The sequence below is a fragment of the Brevibacterium sanguinis genome (assembly GCF_039528855.1).
Lineage (GTDB): Bacteria > Actinomycetota > Actinomycetes > Actinomycetales > Brevibacteriaceae > Brevibacterium > Brevibacterium sanguinis.
On record NZ_BAAAMB010000001.1, the window covers coordinates 31,120 to 47,268 of the forward strand.

Here is a 16,149-nt window from a genome sequence, read left to right on the forward strand (position 1 = left end):
CCGGAAGCATGGGCGATGAGCTGACCAACGCCGCCCTCGTCGGTCTGGTCGGCATGTTCGGGGTCGCGCTTATCCTGCGCGCCGCAGGCTCCGTCACGGCGTTCCTCACCGGCACACACCAACCCGAAGCCGGCCCGGCCGCAGGACTCGGGGTGCTGTTCAACCCCGGTGACCCCGCAAGCGCGCTGGCCGCCGATGGCCTGCACCCGGTCGCCTACTGGATCACCACCGCGGCCCTGCTCGCAGGGCTCATGGCCACCGGTGCATGGGTGTGGGGTCGGTTACGACGGCACTCACGGAAGGTCGAGCGTGACCCACGGCGCCTCGCCGGGACCGCCACCAGCCAGGAAGTCACCCAGACCGCTTCGGGCAAGGCGCTGCTACGCCGCGCCGGGACACTTCGGCCCTCGCTGAGCGATCCCGTCCCGTCGGATGTCGGCTACCGGATCGGAACCTCCAAGAGGCGTGAGGTCTGGGCGAGTGTGGAGGACTCGATCCTGCTCATCGGCCCGCCGCGGTCGGGCAAAGGCCTGCACATCGTGATCCCGGCGATCCTCGACGCGCCCGGCGCCGTCGTCACCACCAGCACGCGGCCGGACAACCTCACCGCCACCCTCCGCGCCCGCGAGCGGGTCGGCCCCGTCGCCGTATTCGACCCGCAGCGCTTGGCTGAGGGGCTGCCTGCCGGGATGCGCTGGTCACCCGTCCGCGGCTGCGAAGACCCGCTGACCGCGATGATCCGCGCCACCGGCCTCGCCGCGGCCACCGGGCTGTCCGCCGGTGGGGTCGAATCCGGGGGCTTCTGGGAGGGCAAAACACGTACAGCCCTCCAATCGCTCCTGCACGCCGCCGCCCTCGACCACCGGCCACCGGCCGAACTGTTTCGGTGGACCCTCGACCCGAGTGCGGCAGCCGAAGCCGTCGCCATCCTCACCAACTCACCGAACGCGGCGACCGGGTGGGCGGACTCCCTCGGGGCGATGATCGACTCCGACCCCAAGACCCGCGACAGCATCTGGCAAGGCGTGGCGCTGGCCCTCGGTGCACTGGCCGACCCCCGTGTTCTCGATGCCGTCACACCCGGCCCAGGCGAGGAGTTCGATCCCGAAGGCTTCATCCGAGAGCGCGGCACGCTCTACCTGCTCGCCACCGGCGCCGGCGCCGGCGCATCCGCAGCCCTCGTGGCGTCGTTCGTCGAAGACCTCATCGAAACCGCACGGAAGATCGCCGCGCGCTCACCCGGCGCAAGGCTCGACCCGCCCCTACTGCTCGCGCTGGACGAGATCGGCAACCTAGCCCCCTTGCCGTCACTGCCGACGCTGATGGCCGAAGGCGGAGGCACAGGCATCACCACTCTCCCGGTCTTGCAGTCGCTGGCGCAGGCACGGGACAAGTGGAACGAGAACGCCGCCGGCGCGATCTGGGACGCCAGCATCGTCAAAATCATCCTCGGCGGCGCCTCCAACAGCCGTGACCTCCAAGACCTGACCACCCTGATCGGCGAACGCGACGAATACACCGACTCGGTGACCCTCGGCGACCACGGCACCCGCTCCAACCAACGCTCCATCCGCCGCGTCCCCATCCTGCCGCCAGACCGAATCAGAACGCTGCCATTCGGCACCGGTATCACCCTCCTGCGGTCGGCACCGCCCATCGTCACCGACCTGCGGTCCTGGCCATCGCGCCCTGACGCCGCCCGGTTGAAGACGGACCGGGCCGAGATCGAGGCGTTGCTGCGCCGCCCCACCGAGTCCTAAGACGCGGTGCCATGACACATGCGCGTGCGTGTGTGCGGACGTGCACCTGCCTGACACAGCGGCCCCGAACGGGTGGTCGCTATCGAGAAGGCAGGAAGGCATTGTCATGGCTATTCAAACGCAGGAGTCGTTGTCGGGGTTCATCGCCTCGGACCCGCAGTTGCGCGAGACGTCGAAGGGCGATGCCCGGTTCTACGCACGGATCGGCAAGGAGCACTTCCGCCGCGAGGACGACGGGTCGTTCACCCAGATCGAGACGAGCTATCACCACATGGTGATGTTCGGCCGTTCGGCTGACCACGCCCACGCGAAGTTCGCCAAGGGCGACAACTTCATCGCCGAGGGCTACACGCGGCCCGTCAGCTACGAACGCAACGGCCAGAACGTCGAGGGTGAGGAGTTCGTCGCCAAGAAGATCGGCCACGACACGGCCCGCACCCGGTACGACGTGGACCGCACACCGCGTCGGGCCGCGTTGGAGCGGGAGGCGACCGCGTTCGAGGCACCACACCGGCCGGCACCGGCCGCCCAGTCGTCGCCGCTGAGCCTGTGAGCCGGGAGCCGCGACGATGACTGACGACACTCCCGACTTTGACGCCGGCGCCGGGGCGGACGACTCCGTCCTGGATGAATCGGATGTCTTCGACAGTCCGCCGCGGATCAGCGCCGCGGACGTGTCGGAGCCACCGCGCCCGGTGAACTGGAATCTGCTGACCGCGCACGAGCTGGAACAGGAATGGCTGGCTCTGAACCGGTGGGTGGACTGGCTTCGGCACACCTACGGGCTGCCCGCCAGCGTGATCCCACCGTTCTGGCACCACCACCCCGAGCTGGTGTGGGAGCTGTCCGCTCTGCATCTGCATTGGCTGTGCGCCTACGACGCCGAGCAGAACGGCTCCGCCCCGAGCGGGTGGCATCGCGACTTCGTCGAGACCCGCAACCGGCTCCGCGACTGGGTGGCCGCTTCCGGCACTCGCCTGGATCGGGACCGGCCCACCCGGCAGACCGTCTGGCCCGGCGAGGACCCTGCACCGCCGGTGGAGGACATCGTCATCGCCGACCGCGACGAGGAGTTCGTGGAATGGGTCCAAGCCGATGTGCGGCGCCGCCAGCAGACCGAGGACGAGTTCTACGCCCACATCGACCGCGACACCGGGGAGGTGCGGGACTGATGGGCTCCTACGCGAAGAAGACGAACCGCCGTAGCTACGAGGACCGGTCGTTCTCTGTCCGCGCGGTCCATCGTGACCAGCCGGACCTCCACAAGCTCGCCGAGGTCCTGATCCGGCTGACGTTGCAGGAGACCGGCCGCACCCGCGCCGAACACCGGGCAGCCGAACTACCCGACACCTACCGCCCCGCCACCGGCGGCGCCTCGGCGTCTACGGCTATCGCGCAGTGACGGACCGGGACGGTAGAATGAACCAAGCAAGCCTCGCGCACCGCGTGTGGTGTTGTGGTCCTAAACCCCGCCACGTGGCGGGCAACACGCAACGTGACCCTCTCTGGGTCTAGTCCTACAGCCTTCGGGCTGCTCTCACGATCAACACCCCCGTCCCGGCCTCCATCGGCCCGTGGACGCGAGGGTCGATCCGCGTGAGAGAAGGACCCCGATGGCCACCGCGTCCAACAATACCGACCCCGTCCGTGACGACCCGGCACAGAGCCTCATCGACCCACCCGAAGGTGCCGCCGTGGCAGTGTCGTATCTGCGCGTGTCCACCAAGGAACAGGCAGAGAGGGGCGGCCGCGACGAGGGCTTCTCCATCCCCGCGCAGCGCGAAGCCAACCGCCGCAAGGCCGGCCAACTCGGCGCGGCCGTCGTGGAAGAGTTCGTCGACGCCGGTGAGTCCGCGCGCAAGGCCGACCGTCCCGAGCTGATGCGGATGATCCGCTACGTCAAACAACACAAGGTCGCCTACTGCATCGTTCACAAGGTCGACCGTCTCGCCCGCAATCGAGCCGACGACGTGACCATCCACCTCGCCCTCCAGCAAGCCGGAGTCCTACTCGTCTCCGCGACCGAGAACATCGACGAGACGCCCTCGGGGATGCTGCTGCACGGCATCATGTCCACCATCGCCGAGTTCTACTCCCGCAACCTCGCCACCGAAGTCACCAAAGGCATGACCCAGAAGGCCGCCGGCGGTGGAACCCTCGGTAAGGCACCCATTGGCTATCTCAACGTCCGCACCCGCGACGAACTCGGCCGCGAGGCCCGCACCGTCGAACTCGACCCCGAGCGGGCACCCTTGGTCCAGTGGGCCTTCAAAGCCTACGCCTCAGGGAACTGGACCGTCAGCCAGCTCCACGACGAACTCACCTCCCGCGGCCTGATGAGCCTGCCCACCCCGAAACGCCCCTCCAAGCCGATGGCCGTGTCCTCGGTGCACCGACTGCTGACCAACCCCTACTACAAGGGCGACGTGACATACCGCGGCGTCAACTACAAGGGAGCCCATCAGCCGCTCGTGCCCGCCGAGGTCTGGTACCAGGTCCAATCCGTCCTCACCGCTCACAAGTCCGCGGCCGAGGCCACGCAGATCCACGACCACTACCTCAAAGGCACCATCCACTGCGGAGGATGCGGGTCCCGCCTCATCGTGTCCAACGCGAAGAACCGACACGGCAACGTCTACTGCTACTTCGTCTGCTCCGGCCGGCACTCCAAGCGCACCAACTGCGACCGCAGCGCGATCCTCATCGCCGATGTCGAGAAACTGATCGAGGATTACTACCAGCGCATCCAGATCACCCCCGCTCAGCACGAAGCACTCGCCGGGATGCTGCATCACGAGTTCGACCGGCTCATGTCCGCAGAGGTCGACGAACTGGCCCAGCTCACCGCCAACCGCGACCGCCTCCAACACGAGCAGGAACGGCTCCTGCAAGCCCACTACGCCGACGCGATCCCGCTTGCCCTGCTCAAACGCGAACAAGACCGCATCCTGGGCGAACTCGACCAAGTCAGCCGGCGCATCGACGCCCACCACGGCGAGTACGCCGACGCCCGAGCCCACCTCGACGACGCCCTGAACCTGCTGACCAACTGCGCTGACATCTACAACCGGTGCGACGACGCCAACAGGCGCCTATGCAACCAAGCGTTCTTCACCAAGGTCTACATCGACGAAGACGACGAACTGCGCGTCGAGAACAACCGGCCCTTCGAGATGCTCCTCGACCCCGAGATCAACGCCAACGCCCTCACCTGGGCCGAGAACGCAGACAAGACCCGAACCACCACCAACGATTCTGTTGGCAAGGGTTCGAGCCTTGTGCGTCGGGTGGGCCCCGTGGGGATCGAACCCACGACCCGCGGATTAAAAGTCCGCTGCTCTACCAACTGAGCTAGAGGCCCGGCCTCCGTCGGACCGGCATGGGTGTGCACCCAGAGCGATGATCGGAGACTCCCCAATACTAGGGCCAGCGCACGCGTTTCCTCAAACGCGAACGGGTGCCTCGCGACGTTCGCGAGGCACCCGTTGCGCTCATCCGGTGATCCCCGAGTCCGCGGGCGGACTCAAGTGCCGGTGACGCCGGTCAGCGTCCGATCTGCTTCGAGGACGCGTCCCCACTCGACGCCCCCGCGGAGTTGACCGAATCCGCGTCGTACTTCGACGCGTCGACGCCGACACCGCTGCCGTCGTCGACGACCTCGCCGTCGACGTCCTTGTCCTTCTTCCGGCCCAGGGACGTCAGGGCCTTGATCGTCCCGAGCAGCCTGTTGTCCTTCTTCTGGTCGACGAACTGCGGATCGGTCTCCAGCGGGAACACCGTCGGGGCGGCGCCGAACGCCGTCTTCGACTCGTTCGCGACCTTCCGCGCCATCTGCGCGTTGACGACGCCGCCGATGACCGCGCCGATGCCGAAGGGCAGGAGGCGCCCGAAGAACGACCCGCCCGCGCGCGCGGCGAACTTCTGGATGAAGGTCTTGCGCAGCTTCCGCAGCAGCATGTCGACGACCGGCGCCGGCAGCTGCTTCGTCACCGTCGCACCCCAGTCGCCGAGGAGGGCCTCGGGTCCCACGGACTTCTTCCCGAACCGCTGGACGAGGTTCTTCCCGTCCTTGCCGAGCATGAGGCCGAGGACGAGGGCGTTCGCCCGCGCCGGATCATTGACCGGCAGACCGTGGATCTCCGCGATCGACTGCGCGAAGAGCGCCGTCAGCTCGAGGAACCCGGCGGTCTCCGCGGTCGCGAAGCCCACCGCTGCCATCGTGCCGATGCCGGGCACTGCTGCCGTCGCTCCGACGGCCGCGCCGCCGGTCGTCGTCAGCGCGAGGTAGTGCTTGCGGATGATCTCGACGAGCTCCTCGGGAGTGGCATCCGGGTGCCGCCGGCGCAGCGACCGCACGTAGGCCAGGGCCACCGGACGCTGCACGGAAAGCAGCTTCGAGAGCACCGACTGCGTGCGCGGATTGATGGTTCCGTCCTCGTTGACCGCGAGCTTGGCCGCTTTGTCGAGGCCCTTCTGAACCATTGATGACTTCGCCACGGGAGTTCCTCCTCGTTCACTGTCGATACAAGTCGTCTTCACAAGATGTCTGATCAGACCGCCTGCTGCGGTGTCAGACCCTGATTCATTTTAGTAGGGGACACTGTGATTTTCGTAGGAGATTCTCCCGGAGATTCATGGGCGATTCTTCCCATCACTGTTGCCCACGACACATCCTATGTATACGATTTGAGGAAAAGCTATACGTTCCAACGGGCGCCGGCACCTGCGCCACCGGCAGCTCACAGCATCACACTCAGCAGTGCCCCGAGCAGTGTCTCAACCATCAGCCATCACAGTGTCGTGAGGATCCCAACGGCGGGATTCGTCTGAGGAGAACACATGAAGAAGCGCCTCGCCACCGCGATCACGGCCGCAGCCGCCGTGCTCGCCCTCTCCGGCTGCGCCATGTTCCAACCCGTCGAATTCGACCGCGCCGCGACCGACGCCGTCGACCCGAACGCGACGACCCTGCGCTTCGGCAACGTCTACGAAGCCACCCACCCGGTCAATTCCTGCGGCCTCGAGCCGATGAAGGAGGAACTCGCCGACCAGGGCTTCAACGTCCTCATCTACCCCGCCGCCCAGATCGGCAGCGAAGCCGAGATGGTCGAGCAGGTCGCCACGGGTGCCCTCGACTTCGTCAACAGCGGGCCCTCGTTCCTCGGCGCGTGGCACCCGGAGGCCGCCGTCCTCGACGGCGCCTATCTCGCCGAGGATGCCGCTGAGCTCCAAGCGGCGACGACGGGGCCGATCATGACCGGCGTCTTCGACGACATGGCCGCCGAGACCGACCTGCGGGTCGTCAGCAACTTCTACTACGGAGCCCGCCAGGTCACGGCGAACACCCCGGTGCGCACGCCTGAGGATCTCAACGGTCTGAAGATCCGCACCCCCGACGCCCCGCTCTACCTCACAACGCTCGACATCATGGGCGCGACAGCGACCCCGATGGCGCTCAGCGAGGTCTACCTCGGCCTCCAGCAGAACACGATCGACGCGCAGGAGAACCCGATCCCGACGATCGCCTCGGCGAAGTTCTACGAGGTCCAGGACTACATCAGCATCACCGAGCACATCGTCCAGGGCGTCTACCTCGTCGGCAACCAGCGGCTCCTCGACAGCATGGAGCCGGAGAAGCGCCGGATCCTCACCGAGGCGATCGACGCCGCCCGCGTCCGCGTCGAGGAGTGCACGGTCACCCAGGAGCGGGAGATCCTCGCCGACTGGAAGGAGACCGGGGAGATCGAGGTCGTCGAAGACGTCGACATCCAAGCCTTCCGCGACCTCGTCGCCGCGGAGCTGCCGACCCGCGTGAGCTGGGGCGACACCTACCTCGCGGTGAAGAAGTCCCTCGAAGACGCGCGCTCGCAAGCAGGGGAGGAGAACTGATGAACCCGACGACCCCGAACCCCGACCCGACAAACCCTGACCCGACCAGCCCGGATCCGACCAGCCCCGACCCGACCGACCCGCAGTCTCCCGGCACCGACAACATCGCCGACGCCGAGGCGACCCTGGCCTTCGAGCAGGACTCCTTCGAACGCCGCAGCGGCCTCTACCGGGCGGCGATCACGCTCGAGCGCACGATCGGCATCCTCCTCATGGTCGGCGTCTTCGCCCTCGTCATGCTCCAGGTCATCACCCGCTACGTCTTCGACTCGCCGCTGTCGTGGACCGAGGAGGTCGCCCGCCTCACCCTCGTGTGGCTGACCTTCATCGCCGCCGCCTTCGTCTCCTCCCGGCGCTCCCACATCACCGTCGATCTCATCGCCACCGTCGTCCCCGCCTCCGTCGGCCGGGTCATCGGCACCTTCGCCCGCCTCGTCGTCCTCGCTGTGTCCGCGTTCATGGCGGTCTCCGGGATCATGATGGTCGACATCGTCTCAGCGATCGCGATGCCCGCCTCGGGACTGCCCACCGCGCTGCTCTACCTCGCCGCCACGATCGGCTTCATCCTCATCTTCATCCACACGGTCATCGAGATCATCATGGTCGCGAAGTTCCCGGAGGAGAACCCCGACACCGTCGACTCCGCCGCTCAGTTGGAAGGCCTGTGACATGACCCTCATCCTCATGCTCGCCGCCCTCCTCCTGCTCCTCGCCCTGCGCGTGCCCGTCGGCATCGCCCTTCTTGTGCCCTCGCTCGTCTACATCATCACCGACCCCTCCTCGAGTCCGGCGCTCGCCGTCCAGCAGGCGACCTCCGGGGTCTTCGACTTCGCCATCCTCGCCGTGCCGATGTTCATCCTGCTCGGCAACCTCGCGAACATCTCCGGGGCCACCGACCGCCTCTACGACGCCGCGGTCGCCGCGATCGGCCACGTCCGCGGGTCGCTCGGCTACGTCAACATCCTCACGAGCTTCGGCTTCTCCTGGGTCTCCGGCGCCGCGATCTCCGACGCCGCGGCGATGGGCCGCATCCAGGTGCCGGCGATGATCCGCCGCGGCTACCCCGTCGGCTTCTCCCTCGGCGTCACCGGCGCCTCCTCCCTCATCGCCCCGATGATGCCGCCGTCGATTCCGGCGATCATCTACGCCGTCACCGCCGGCGTGTCCGTCGGCGCGCTCTTCATGGCCGGCATCGTCCCCGCCGTCCTCCTCGTCCTCACGCTGAGCGCCATGGTCTGGGTCCTCACCCGCAAGCGCAACGACCTCCGCCTGCCCAAGGCCTCCCGCGCCGACCGCGTGAAGTCCGGCCTGCGCGCCCTGCCGCCGGTCGGGGCCGCCGTCGTCATCCTCGGCGGCATCCTCTCCGGCATCTTCACCCCCACCGAGGCGAGTGCCGTGGGCGTGGCCTACATCGCCATGCTCGCGATCGTCTACGGCAACTTCACGTGGGAGAAGGTCCGCCACGCCCTCGTCACCGCCGTCGAGACGACCGGCGGCATCCTCATCATCGTCGCCGGGGCCGCCCTCTTCGGCTGGGTCCTCGCCCGCGAACAGGCACCGCAGCTCGCCGCCGAGGTGCTCCTGTCGATCACCGACCGCCCCATCGTCTTCCTCATCCTCGTCAACCTCCTGCTCCTCATCATCGGCTGCGTCCTCGAACCCACCTCGGCGATCCTCATCCTCGTCCCGGTCCTCCTCCCCGTCGCCGAGGTGTTCGGCCTCAGCCCCGTCCACTTCGGCATCATGATCATCTTCAACCTCCTCATCGGACTGCTCACCCCACCGGTCGGCCTCGTCCTCTTCGTCCTGTCCTCGGTGACGAAGTACCCGGTGACGACGGTGATCAGGGGAACGATGCCGTTCTTCATCCCGATGCTCATCACCCTCATCCTCATCTCCGTCGTCCCGTTCCTCAGCCTGTGGCTGCCGAGCCTCCTCGGCTACGCCGTCTGACCGTCCACCCCGCCAGAGAGGTTCCCGTCCCGTGTCACTTCCCATCGTCGTCTCCGCTCGCCGAGGAGGTCGTCCGTCGTGAGTCTCCGTGACCTCCTTCCCGCCGAGGCGACCGGCACCTTCCTCGGTCGCGTGTCCGCTCCCGGACGCCCGGCTCCCGTTCCCGTCCTCGTCACCGGCGACGAGGTCCGCGACGCCTCCCGCATCGACGTCACGGTCGCCGGGATCCTCGACCACCCGGAGGCGACCGACCGACTCGCCGCACTGACCTCGCACCCGGCCGAGTGGTCGATCGATGACATCGTCACCCCCGCCGAGGCGGTCGCCGGGGCCGCTGACCGCCCCGTCCTCCTCGCCCCGATCGATCTCCAGGTCATCAAGGCCTGCGGGGTGACCTTCGCCGGTTCGATGATCGAACGCCTCATCGAGGAGCGCTGCGACGGCGACCCGACCCGCGCCGAGGCGGTGCGGACCGAACTCGCCGCAGCCGTCACCGCCGACCTCGCCGCGATCCGCCCGGGTTCGGCCGAGGCCGCCCGGCTGAAGGCCGCGCTCGTCGCGAAGGGCTGGTGGTCCCAGTACCTCGAGGTCGGTCTCGGCCCCGACCCCGAGGTGTTCACGAAGGGCCCCGTGCTCTCGGCCGTCGGCTCCGGCGACACCGTCGGGATCCCCGCCTTCTCCGCGTGGTCGAACCCCGAACCCGAACTCGTCCTCGTCGCCGACTCCCACGGCCGGGTCCACGGGGTGACGATGGGCAACGACGTCAACCTCCGCGACGTCGAGGGCCGCAGCGCGCTGCTGCTCGGCATGGCCAAGGACAACAACCGCTCGACCGCGCTCGGCCCGCTCATCCGCCTCTTCGATGCGACCTTCGACCTCGATGACGCGCGCGGCCTCGACCTCACCCTCACCGTCACCGGCGACGACGGATACACGCTGTCGGGCATCAACTCCGTGAGCGCGCTCAGCCGCTCCTTCGAGGAGCTCCTCGCCGCCGCCCACGGACCCCACCACCAGTACCCCGACGGGTTCGTCCTCTTCACCGGCACCCTCTTCGCCCCGACCGCCGACCGCGGGGAGGAGGGGCTGGGATTCACCCACCGCCTCGGCGATGTCGTGACGATCACCAGCGATCGCCTGGGCAACCTGACGAACGTCGTCGGACGGTGCGAGGAGCTTCCCACCTGGGACTACGGCATTCGCTCCCTCCTTCGTGACCTCGCCTCGGGACAGCGATAGTGTCGGTGATGACAGGAGTGGGGACGGATGTCGCCAGCGCGTCGGGGAAGGATGTCGAGATGACCGGACGGGACACGGCCGCGGAATCCACCGTCTACGCGAGGATCAGGTCGATGATCCTCGACGGCACCGTGCCGCCCGGTGAGCGGATCACGATCGACCGCATGGCCCGCGAACTCGGGGTGTCCCAGACGCCGGTGCGCGAGGCGATGCAGCGCCTCGAAGGCGACCGGCTCGTGCGCACCCGGCACCCGCGCGGGTACGCGACGACCCCGCTGCTCAGCCGCCGCGACCTCGAGATGATGATCGAGATGCGGCTGCTCCTCGAACCGTGGGCCGCGAAGGTCGTCGCCGCGGACCGGGGCTCGAACCCGGGGCGCGCCCTGTGCGAGGAGATCAGCGATTTCCGCGCGGGCTTCGGTGCCGCCGACTGGAAGCAGGAGCTCTCGCAGCATGACACGCGCTTCCACACCCGCATCCTCGAGGCGACCGGCAACAGCTTCCTCCTCGACGCGTATCGGCAGATGCACCCGCACCTCCACCTCTTCCGCCTCTTCCCCGGCGATCCGCACGGCACGGACACGGTGACCGAACACGCCGAGATCGCCCAGGCCATCGCCGACTGCGACCCGCAGGCGGCGGAGGAGGCGATGCGCACCCACATCCTCCGCGCGCTCGAACGCTTCTCCGCGAGCACCGCGGACGCAGCGCCCGGACGGGAGCCCGCGGACGCAGCGCCCGGACGGGAGCCCGCGGCGGCGCGCTCCCACGTCCTCGGGGCCGGGGCCTGTGAACCGGACGGCGGCTCATGAGATTCCGTGTCGACTCCCTCACCGACTTCGCCGCCTCCGCCCTGAGCGCCTGCGGGGTGCCCGGCGCCGACGCCGCCCTGACCTCGCGCTCGCTCGTCCAGGCCGATCAGCGCGGCATCCACTCCCACGGCCTGCTGCGCCTCCCGCTCTACGTCAGCGCGCTCACCGCCGGAGGGATCGCGGCGCGCCCGCAGGTCTCCTTCGCCCGGGACAACGGCGCCTCCGCCGTCCTCGACGGCGGCAGCGGCCTCGGCCAGGTCGTCATGCAGACCGCCGTCGACTGGACCCTCGAGAGGGCCCCGGAGTACGGGGTGAGCTGCGTGGCCGTGGAGAACTCGAGCCACTACGGGGCCGGGGCGTTCTGGACCGACCAGCTGGCGGCACGGGGCATCTTCAGCCTGCTCACCTCGACGACCGGGCCCACTGTGGCCGTCCACGGCGGAAGCGCGAAGGTCATCGGGACGAACCCGCTCACCCTGGCCGCCCCGACCGCCGACGGCGAGCCGCTCACCGTCGACATGGCCACCTCGGCGGGAGCCTTCGGCAAGGTCATCGCCGCCCGCAACGCCGGACGCGACATCCCCGCCGGCTGGGCCGTCGATGCCGAGGGACGTCCGACGACGGACCCGGCCGACGCCGCCGAGGGGGCGCTCGTGCCCTTCGGCGGCCACAAGGGGTCGGGACTCGCGGTGCTGCTCGAGGCGCTGAGCGGAGCGCTGACCACCGCGACGTTCGCCCACGAGACGCAGGACATCTGGGACAACCCCGCCTCGGCGATGAACAACGGCCACCTCCTCATCGCGCTCGACGCCGCGGCGTTCAACGGCCGCGACACCGCCGAGGCGAAGGTGAGCGCCCTCAGCGCCGCCATCCAGGACTCCGGCGCCGACGTGCGCCTGCCCGGTGAGATCGAACACGGGACCGAAGCAGCTCAGGCCGAGAGCGTCGACCTCGACGAGTCCACCGCCGCGGCGCTCACCGCCCTCGCCGACCGGCTCGGCCTCACGCGACCGCAGTGACGCCCCTACCCGTGCCCAGCCGCGGCGACTAGACTGCACGCACGATGAATGAACGCCCGTATCACCGCCCCGTGCCCCTCGCCGATCTCGACGCCGTGAGCGACCCGAGCGACCCGGTCACCCGCTCGGAGACCTCGCACGCCACCGCCGCGCTCCTCCTCGGCGACTGCCGCGGCAACCGAGACGAAGCCGCGACGAGGCGGTTCATCGACCTCGCCGACGACATCGGCCTCGAAGTCATCGCCGAGATGTGGTCCGCGGCCCCCGCGGTCTCGGCCCCCGGCGCGCTGTGGCGCCTCTACGCCCTGCGGGAGTGGATCGTCACCGCGCCCCGCGAGGTCGCCGACCTCTTCGACCTCGGCCTGCGCCGCACCACCGAGGGCATCGGCCTCACGGAGATCCTCGCCGGCGTCGAGGTGCCCGCCGGACCCGACGAGGTGGCGCGCGCAATCGACGAGATCCTCGCCGGCGCCTTCCGCGGCGACGTCGTCATCGCCCTCCTGCGGGCGGGCGCCTTCGTCGGCATCTGCGCCGCCGGCGCGAACGACCCGGACACCCGCACCCGCCTGCAGCAGCTTTCGAAGGACCTGGGTGACGCGGGCATGGCCCGCCGCCACGGCGGACTCGAGTGACACCCGAGGTCAGGGGTGCGCGGGACTGAGGAACCGCCTCGGCGGGGGAGTTCCGGGTCCCGCTCCGATGCAGGCGCGAAGTCCCGAGATCAGCGGTCCGGGACTGTGAGATTTTTCAACGTCGTCCGGGCATTCTCGGGGTAGACGCACGGCGAGGAAGCGGTATCGTGGGAAGCGGCCCTCGGGCCATCCGGACGTTGGATCGTTGAAGCCCCGGGCTCCAACCTCAGCCGCTTCGAGCGGCCTATCGCCGAGAGGCGCTCTCGGTTCAGCGTCCGGGTCATAACTTCACCACAGAGCATTGGCGCGACATGCACACCGTCCGGCGGCGGGGCAGGAGGAATCGCATGCGGCTGCGACGGGTACCGCAGGACACCGTGTTCTACGAGCGGATGGCCGATCTCGTCGGACAGATGCGGCAGTGCAATCTCGTCCTCGCCGAACTCTCCGGCTCCGATGTCGGGCAGCGTCGTGAAGTCGCCGACCAGCTTCGGGAGATCGGCGATCGTGCCGATGAGGACATGGGTGCGGTGCTGCGGGCGCTGCGCGAGAACTACATCACCCCGTTCGACCGCTACGATCTCTACCTCCTGTGCCATCACATGCGCGAGATCTGCCATCTCCTCCACGGGGCCGGGTTCGTCCTCGCCTCCGAAGCCTTCGACACTCTGCCCTCGGGTGTGCTCGAGACCCTGGCCGTCCTGTCGAACCAGACCGACCACACCTCGCGGATGGTGTCGAAGCTGCCGGGCAAACTCGACCAGTGGGACTACGTCGACGCGATCAACCGGCTCACCCACCAGGTGGAGACCCTCCAGTGGCGGATGTCCGACGCCGTGCCGAACTCGAAGCGCGGCCTCACCTACATGGCCGCGGTGTCCCAGCTCGGGCAGGCGTTCGTCCGCGCCGCCCACGGCTTCACCGAACTCGGCAAGGTCGTCGCCTCGATCGCGATCAAGGAATCCTGATCCGTGGAGCTGCTCTTGGCGGGTGTCATCGTCGCCGCGGTGATCTTCGCCGGGTCAAACGGGTTCCATGATGCGGCGCTGACGATCGGCAACGCCGTCGTCGGACGCGCGCTCAGCCCGAAATGGGCACTCGGACTCGCGGTCGTCTTCAACTTCATCGGCGCCCTCCTCGGTGAGGGCATCGCCATCGTCGTCGCCAACCAGATCGTCCAGTTCGCCGGTGCCGCCGACGCCATCCTCCTGTGCATCCTCATCGCCTTCGTCTCCGCGACGGCGTGGAGTCTCTTCACGTACTGGCTCGCCCTGCCGGTGTCCTCGACGCACTGCCTCATCGGCGGACTCATCGGCGCCGGCATCGTCCTGGGGTTCGCCCTCGACATGCGCGAGGCCTTCGACTCCGTCGTGCTCCCGCTGCTCCTCTCACCGCTCCTCGGCTTCCTCCTCGCCTGGGCGCTCACCGTGCTGCTGTCGAAGATCTTCGCCTCGACCCCATCGAAGCCGCTCTTCCGCAGCGCCCGGATGGTCGACTCGGTGCTCACCTGCTCGCTCTCGCTCGTCCACGGCGTGCAGGACGCACAGAAGACGGCGGCCCTCGTCATGGTCGCCATCGTCGCCGTCCAGACCGCACCGGGGGAGAGGGTCGACGTCATCGACATCTCGTGGCCGGTGCGCATCATCATCGCGCTCGCGCTGGCGCTCGGCACCGGATTGAGCGGCTGGCGGGTCGTGCGCACGCTCTCGGTGCGGATGGCGAAGCTCGACCCGGTCAAGTCCGTCGCCGCCGACGGTGCCGCCGCCGTGCTCATGTACATCGCGGCCCTCATCATGCGGGTGCCGGTGTCGCTGACCTTCGTGCTCGGGTCGGCGATCCTCGGCACGCAGTACGCGGGCCGGAAGGGGCATCCGCGCGCCCGCTACTTCGTCCCGATGTTCGGGGTATGGCTGCTGACGATCCCCGCCGCCGCGCTGCTCGCGATCGTCATCGGGCTCATCGTCAAGGTCTCCATCGGGACGTGAGGGTTTTCGTCTGAACGTCAGGGTCTCCGTCGGGGCGTGAGGGTTTTCGTCTGAACGTCAGGGTCTCCGTCGGGGCGTGAGGGTTTTCGTCTGAACGTCAGGGTTTCGGCAGTGACGTGACGGTTTTCATCTGAACGTCAGGGTTTCGGCAGTGACGTGACGGTTTTCATCTGAACGTCAGAGTCTCGGCCGAGACGTGACGGTTTTCATCTGAACGTCAGAGTCTCGGCAGTGACGTGACGGCTCGGGGTCCGCAACACGCGGCTGACGGAGTACCGCCAGCCGCACTGTTGGGGATGGACTGCCGGGTGTCCCGCCGATCTCAGCGGCTGCGATGACAGCCGCTGAGGCCAGTGGGCCGGCGAGGGGAAGGTGTGGCCGACAGAGCCGCAGCCGATCCACCCGTCGACGGCGACCCTGCCGGAATCAGTGGGGCGTCGCGGTCCGCCGCCCGAGCACGAGCGCGGAGACGGCCACCGTCGCAGCGAGGACGGCAGCGGCTCCGAGGACGCCGCCGACGAGCTCGATGAGGATACGCGTCGGGCGGTTGAGTGCAGGAGCCGCGGTCATGGTGTTCCCTCCGATGGCGGTGCGATGGTGTCAGGGGTTCGGAGCCGTCCCCGATCCGGATGGGCCGAATTGGGAGGAAAACCTGTCGGGTGCGCGGGGCAGCTGTGTCGGGCACCTCGAGGGAAGCCGATGGACGCACTGGGGATGCCGTGCCGGACACCCTCGACGGAAGCCGTGCCGGACGCCTTGGGGCGACGTCCGGTCCGACGTCCGAGGCCGACGTCTGGTCCGACGTCCGGGCCTCCCCGAGGTGGATCCCGCTCGATTCCGTGCGCGATATCGAGCGGGAT

Annotated in this window: 15 protein-coding genes, 1 tRNA gene and 1 pseudogene; 14 read left to right on the top strand and 3 right to left on the bottom strand. The window is 68.5% G+C overall.

Annotated elements, in window-relative coordinates; all coding sequences use genetic code 11:
• The first annotated feature begins 8 nt into the window (after positions 1 to 8).
• The 5 genes and pseudogenes from ABD154_RS00150 to ABD154_RS00170 all read left to right on the top strand — a co-directional run.
• Positions 9 to 1,760 carry a type IV secretory system conjugative DNA transfer family protein gene (locus tag ABD154_RS00150; protein WP_344249235.1) on the top strand — a complete coding sequence of 584 codons (1,752 nt, stop codon included), beginning with the start codon at positions 9 to 11 and terminating at the stop codon, positions 1,758 to 1,760.
• A 106-nt stretch (positions 1,761 to 1,866) separates the two neighbouring features.
• The gene (locus ABD154_RS00155) at positions 1,867 to 2,313 is read left to right on the top strand and encodes a single-stranded DNA-binding protein (protein WP_061228217.1); all 447 of its coding nucleotides are present in this window, start codon (positions 1,867 to 1,869) and stop codon (positions 2,311 to 2,313) included.
• Positions 2,314 to 2,329: 16 nt separating this feature from the next.
• Positions 2,330 to 2,932 (top strand): hypothetical protein, encoded by a 603-nt coding sequence (locus ABD154_RS00160; RefSeq protein ID WP_102162517.1) that lies wholly within the window; start codon positions 2,330 to 2,332, stop codon positions 2,930 to 2,932.
• Complete coding sequence (locus ABD154_RS00165) at positions 2,932 to 3,162, top strand: hypothetical protein (protein ID WP_061228216.1); 231 nt, start codon at positions 2,932 to 2,934, stop codon at positions 3,160 to 3,162. The genes ABD154_RS00160 and ABD154_RS00165 overlap by 1 nt, the downstream gene beginning before the upstream one ends.
• A gap of 211 nt (positions 3,163 to 3,373) precedes the next feature.
• Positions 3,374 to 4,438, top strand: a pseudogene (locus ABD154_RS00170) (recombinase family protein); the annotation flags it as partial.
• A gap of 610 nt (positions 4,439 to 5,048) precedes the next feature.
• Here the strand turns inward: ABD154_RS00170 and ABD154_RS00175 are convergent.
• Both ABD154_RS00175 and ABD154_RS00180 read right to left on the bottom strand, forming a co-directional pair.
• Positions 5,049 to 5,121 (bottom strand) — tRNA-Lys (locus ABD154_RS00175).
• Between the two features lie 182 nt (positions 5,122 to 5,303).
• Positions 5,304 to 6,257 (bottom strand): hypothetical protein, encoded by a 954-nt coding sequence (locus tag ABD154_RS00180; protein ID WP_232623705.1) that lies wholly within the window; start codon positions 6,255 to 6,257, stop codon positions 5,304 to 5,306.
• A gap of 342 nt (positions 6,258 to 6,599) precedes the next feature.
• Between ABD154_RS00180 and ABD154_RS00185 the strand changes: the two genes are divergently transcribed.
• From ABD154_RS00185 to ABD154_RS00225, 9 genes are all read left to right on the top strand, one after another.
• A complete protein-coding gene (locus tag ABD154_RS00185) occupies positions 6,600 to 7,649 on the top strand; it encodes a DctP family TRAP transporter solute-binding subunit (protein WP_198499663.1) in 1,050 nt (349 codons plus the stop codon).
• The gene (locus ABD154_RS00190; protein ID WP_198499662.1) at positions 7,649 to 8,317 is read left to right on the top strand and encodes a TRAP transporter small permease; all 669 of its coding nucleotides are present in this window, start codon (positions 7,649 to 7,651) and stop codon (positions 8,315 to 8,317) included. Before ABD154_RS00185 ends, ABD154_RS00190 begins: the two co-directional genes overlap by 1 nt.
• Before the next feature lies 1 nt (position 8,318).
• On the top strand, positions 8,319 to 9,602 hold the full coding sequence (locus tag ABD154_RS00195) for a TRAP transporter large permease (RefSeq protein WP_344249245.1): 1,284 nt from the start codon (positions 8,319 to 8,321) through the stop codon (positions 9,600 to 9,602).
• A 78-nt stretch (positions 9,603 to 9,680) separates the two neighbouring features.
• Positions 9,681 to 10,841: a fumarylacetoacetate hydrolase family protein gene (locus tag ABD154_RS00200; protein WP_344249247.1), complete on the top strand. Its 1,161-nt coding sequence runs from the start codon at positions 9,681 to 9,683 to the stop codon at positions 10,839 to 10,841.
• Between the two features lie 59 nt (positions 10,842 to 10,900).
• A complete protein-coding gene (locus tag ABD154_RS00205) occupies positions 10,901 to 11,653 on the top strand; it encodes a GntR family transcriptional regulator (protein ID WP_198499659.1) in 753 nt (250 codons plus the stop codon).
• Positions 11,650 to 12,672, top strand: coding sequence for an Ldh family oxidoreductase (locus ABD154_RS00210; protein WP_344249250.1), 1,023 nt, complete (start codon positions 11,650 to 11,652; stop codon positions 12,670 to 12,672). The genes ABD154_RS00205 and ABD154_RS00210 overlap by 4 nt, the downstream gene beginning before the upstream one ends.
• 44 nt (positions 12,673 to 12,716) lie before the next feature.
• Positions 12,717 to 13,304 (top strand): hypothetical protein, encoded by a 588-nt coding sequence (locus tag ABD154_RS00215; protein ID WP_232623704.1) that lies wholly within the window; start codon positions 12,717 to 12,719, stop codon positions 13,302 to 13,304.
• Between the two features lie 347 nt (positions 13,305 to 13,651).
• Positions 13,652 to 14,272 (top strand): DUF47 family protein, encoded by a 621-nt coding sequence (locus ABD154_RS00220; protein WP_137825730.1) that lies wholly within the window; start codon positions 13,652 to 13,654, stop codon positions 14,270 to 14,272.
• Positions 14,273 to 14,275: 3 nt separating this feature from the next.
• Positions 14,276 to 15,289 (top strand): inorganic phosphate transporter, encoded by a 1,014-nt coding sequence (locus ABD154_RS00225; RefSeq protein WP_198499657.1) that lies wholly within the window; start codon positions 14,276 to 14,278, stop codon positions 15,287 to 15,289.
• Positions 15,290 to 15,715: 426 nt separating this feature from the next.
• Here the strand turns inward: ABD154_RS00225 and ABD154_RS00230 are convergent, their stop codons facing one another.
• Entirely contained in the window at positions 15,716 to 15,859 is a 144-nt protein-coding gene (locus ABD154_RS00230) for a hypothetical protein (protein WP_198499656.1), read from the bottom strand.
• Positions 15,860 to 16,149 lie beyond the last annotated feature (290 nt).

Bases quoted from the DNA above. Each gene is read 5' to 3' on its own strand.
- ABD154_RS00150 (WP_344249235.1), top strand. From the start codon at position 9: ATGGGCGATGAGCTGACCAACGCCGCCCTCGTCGGTCTGGTCGGCATG.
- ABD154_RS00155 (WP_061228217.1), top strand. From the start codon at position 1,867: ATGGCTATTCAAACGCAGGAGTCGTTGTCGGGGTTCATCGCCTCGGAC.
- ABD154_RS00160 (WP_102162517.1), top strand. From the start codon at position 2,330: ATGACTGACGACACTCCCGACTTTGACGCCGGCGCCGGGGCGGACGAC.
- ABD154_RS00165 (WP_061228216.1), top strand. From the start codon at position 2,932: ATGGGCTCCTACGCGAAGAAGACGAACCGCCGTAGCTACGAGGACCGG.
- ABD154_RS00185 (WP_198499663.1), top strand. From the start codon at position 6,600: ATGAAGAAGCGCCTCGCCACCGCGATCACGGCCGCAGCCGCCGTGCTC.
- ABD154_RS00190 (WP_198499662.1), top strand. From the start codon at position 7,649: ATGAACCCGACGACCCCGAACCCCGACCCGACAAACCCTGACCCGACC.
- ABD154_RS00195 (WP_344249245.1), top strand. From the start codon at position 8,319: ATGACCCTCATCCTCATGCTCGCCGCCCTCCTCCTGCTCCTCGCCCTG.
- ABD154_RS00205 (WP_198499659.1), top strand. From the start codon at position 10,901: ATGACCGGACGGGACACGGCCGCGGAATCCACCGTCTACGCGAGGATC.
- ABD154_RS00210 (WP_344249250.1), top strand. From the start codon at position 11,650: ATGAGATTCCGTGTCGACTCCCTCACCGACTTCGCCGCCTCCGCCCTG.
- ABD154_RS00215 (WP_232623704.1), top strand. From the start codon at position 12,717: ATGAATGAACGCCCGTATCACCGCCCCGTGCCCCTCGCCGATCTCGAC.
- ABD154_RS00220 (WP_137825730.1), top strand. From the start codon at position 13,652: ATGCGGCTGCGACGGGTACCGCAGGACACCGTGTTCTACGAGCGGATG.
- ABD154_RS00230 (WP_198499656.1), bottom strand. From the start codon at position 15,859: ATGACCGCGGCTCCTGCACTCAACCGCCCGACGCGTATCCTCATCGAG.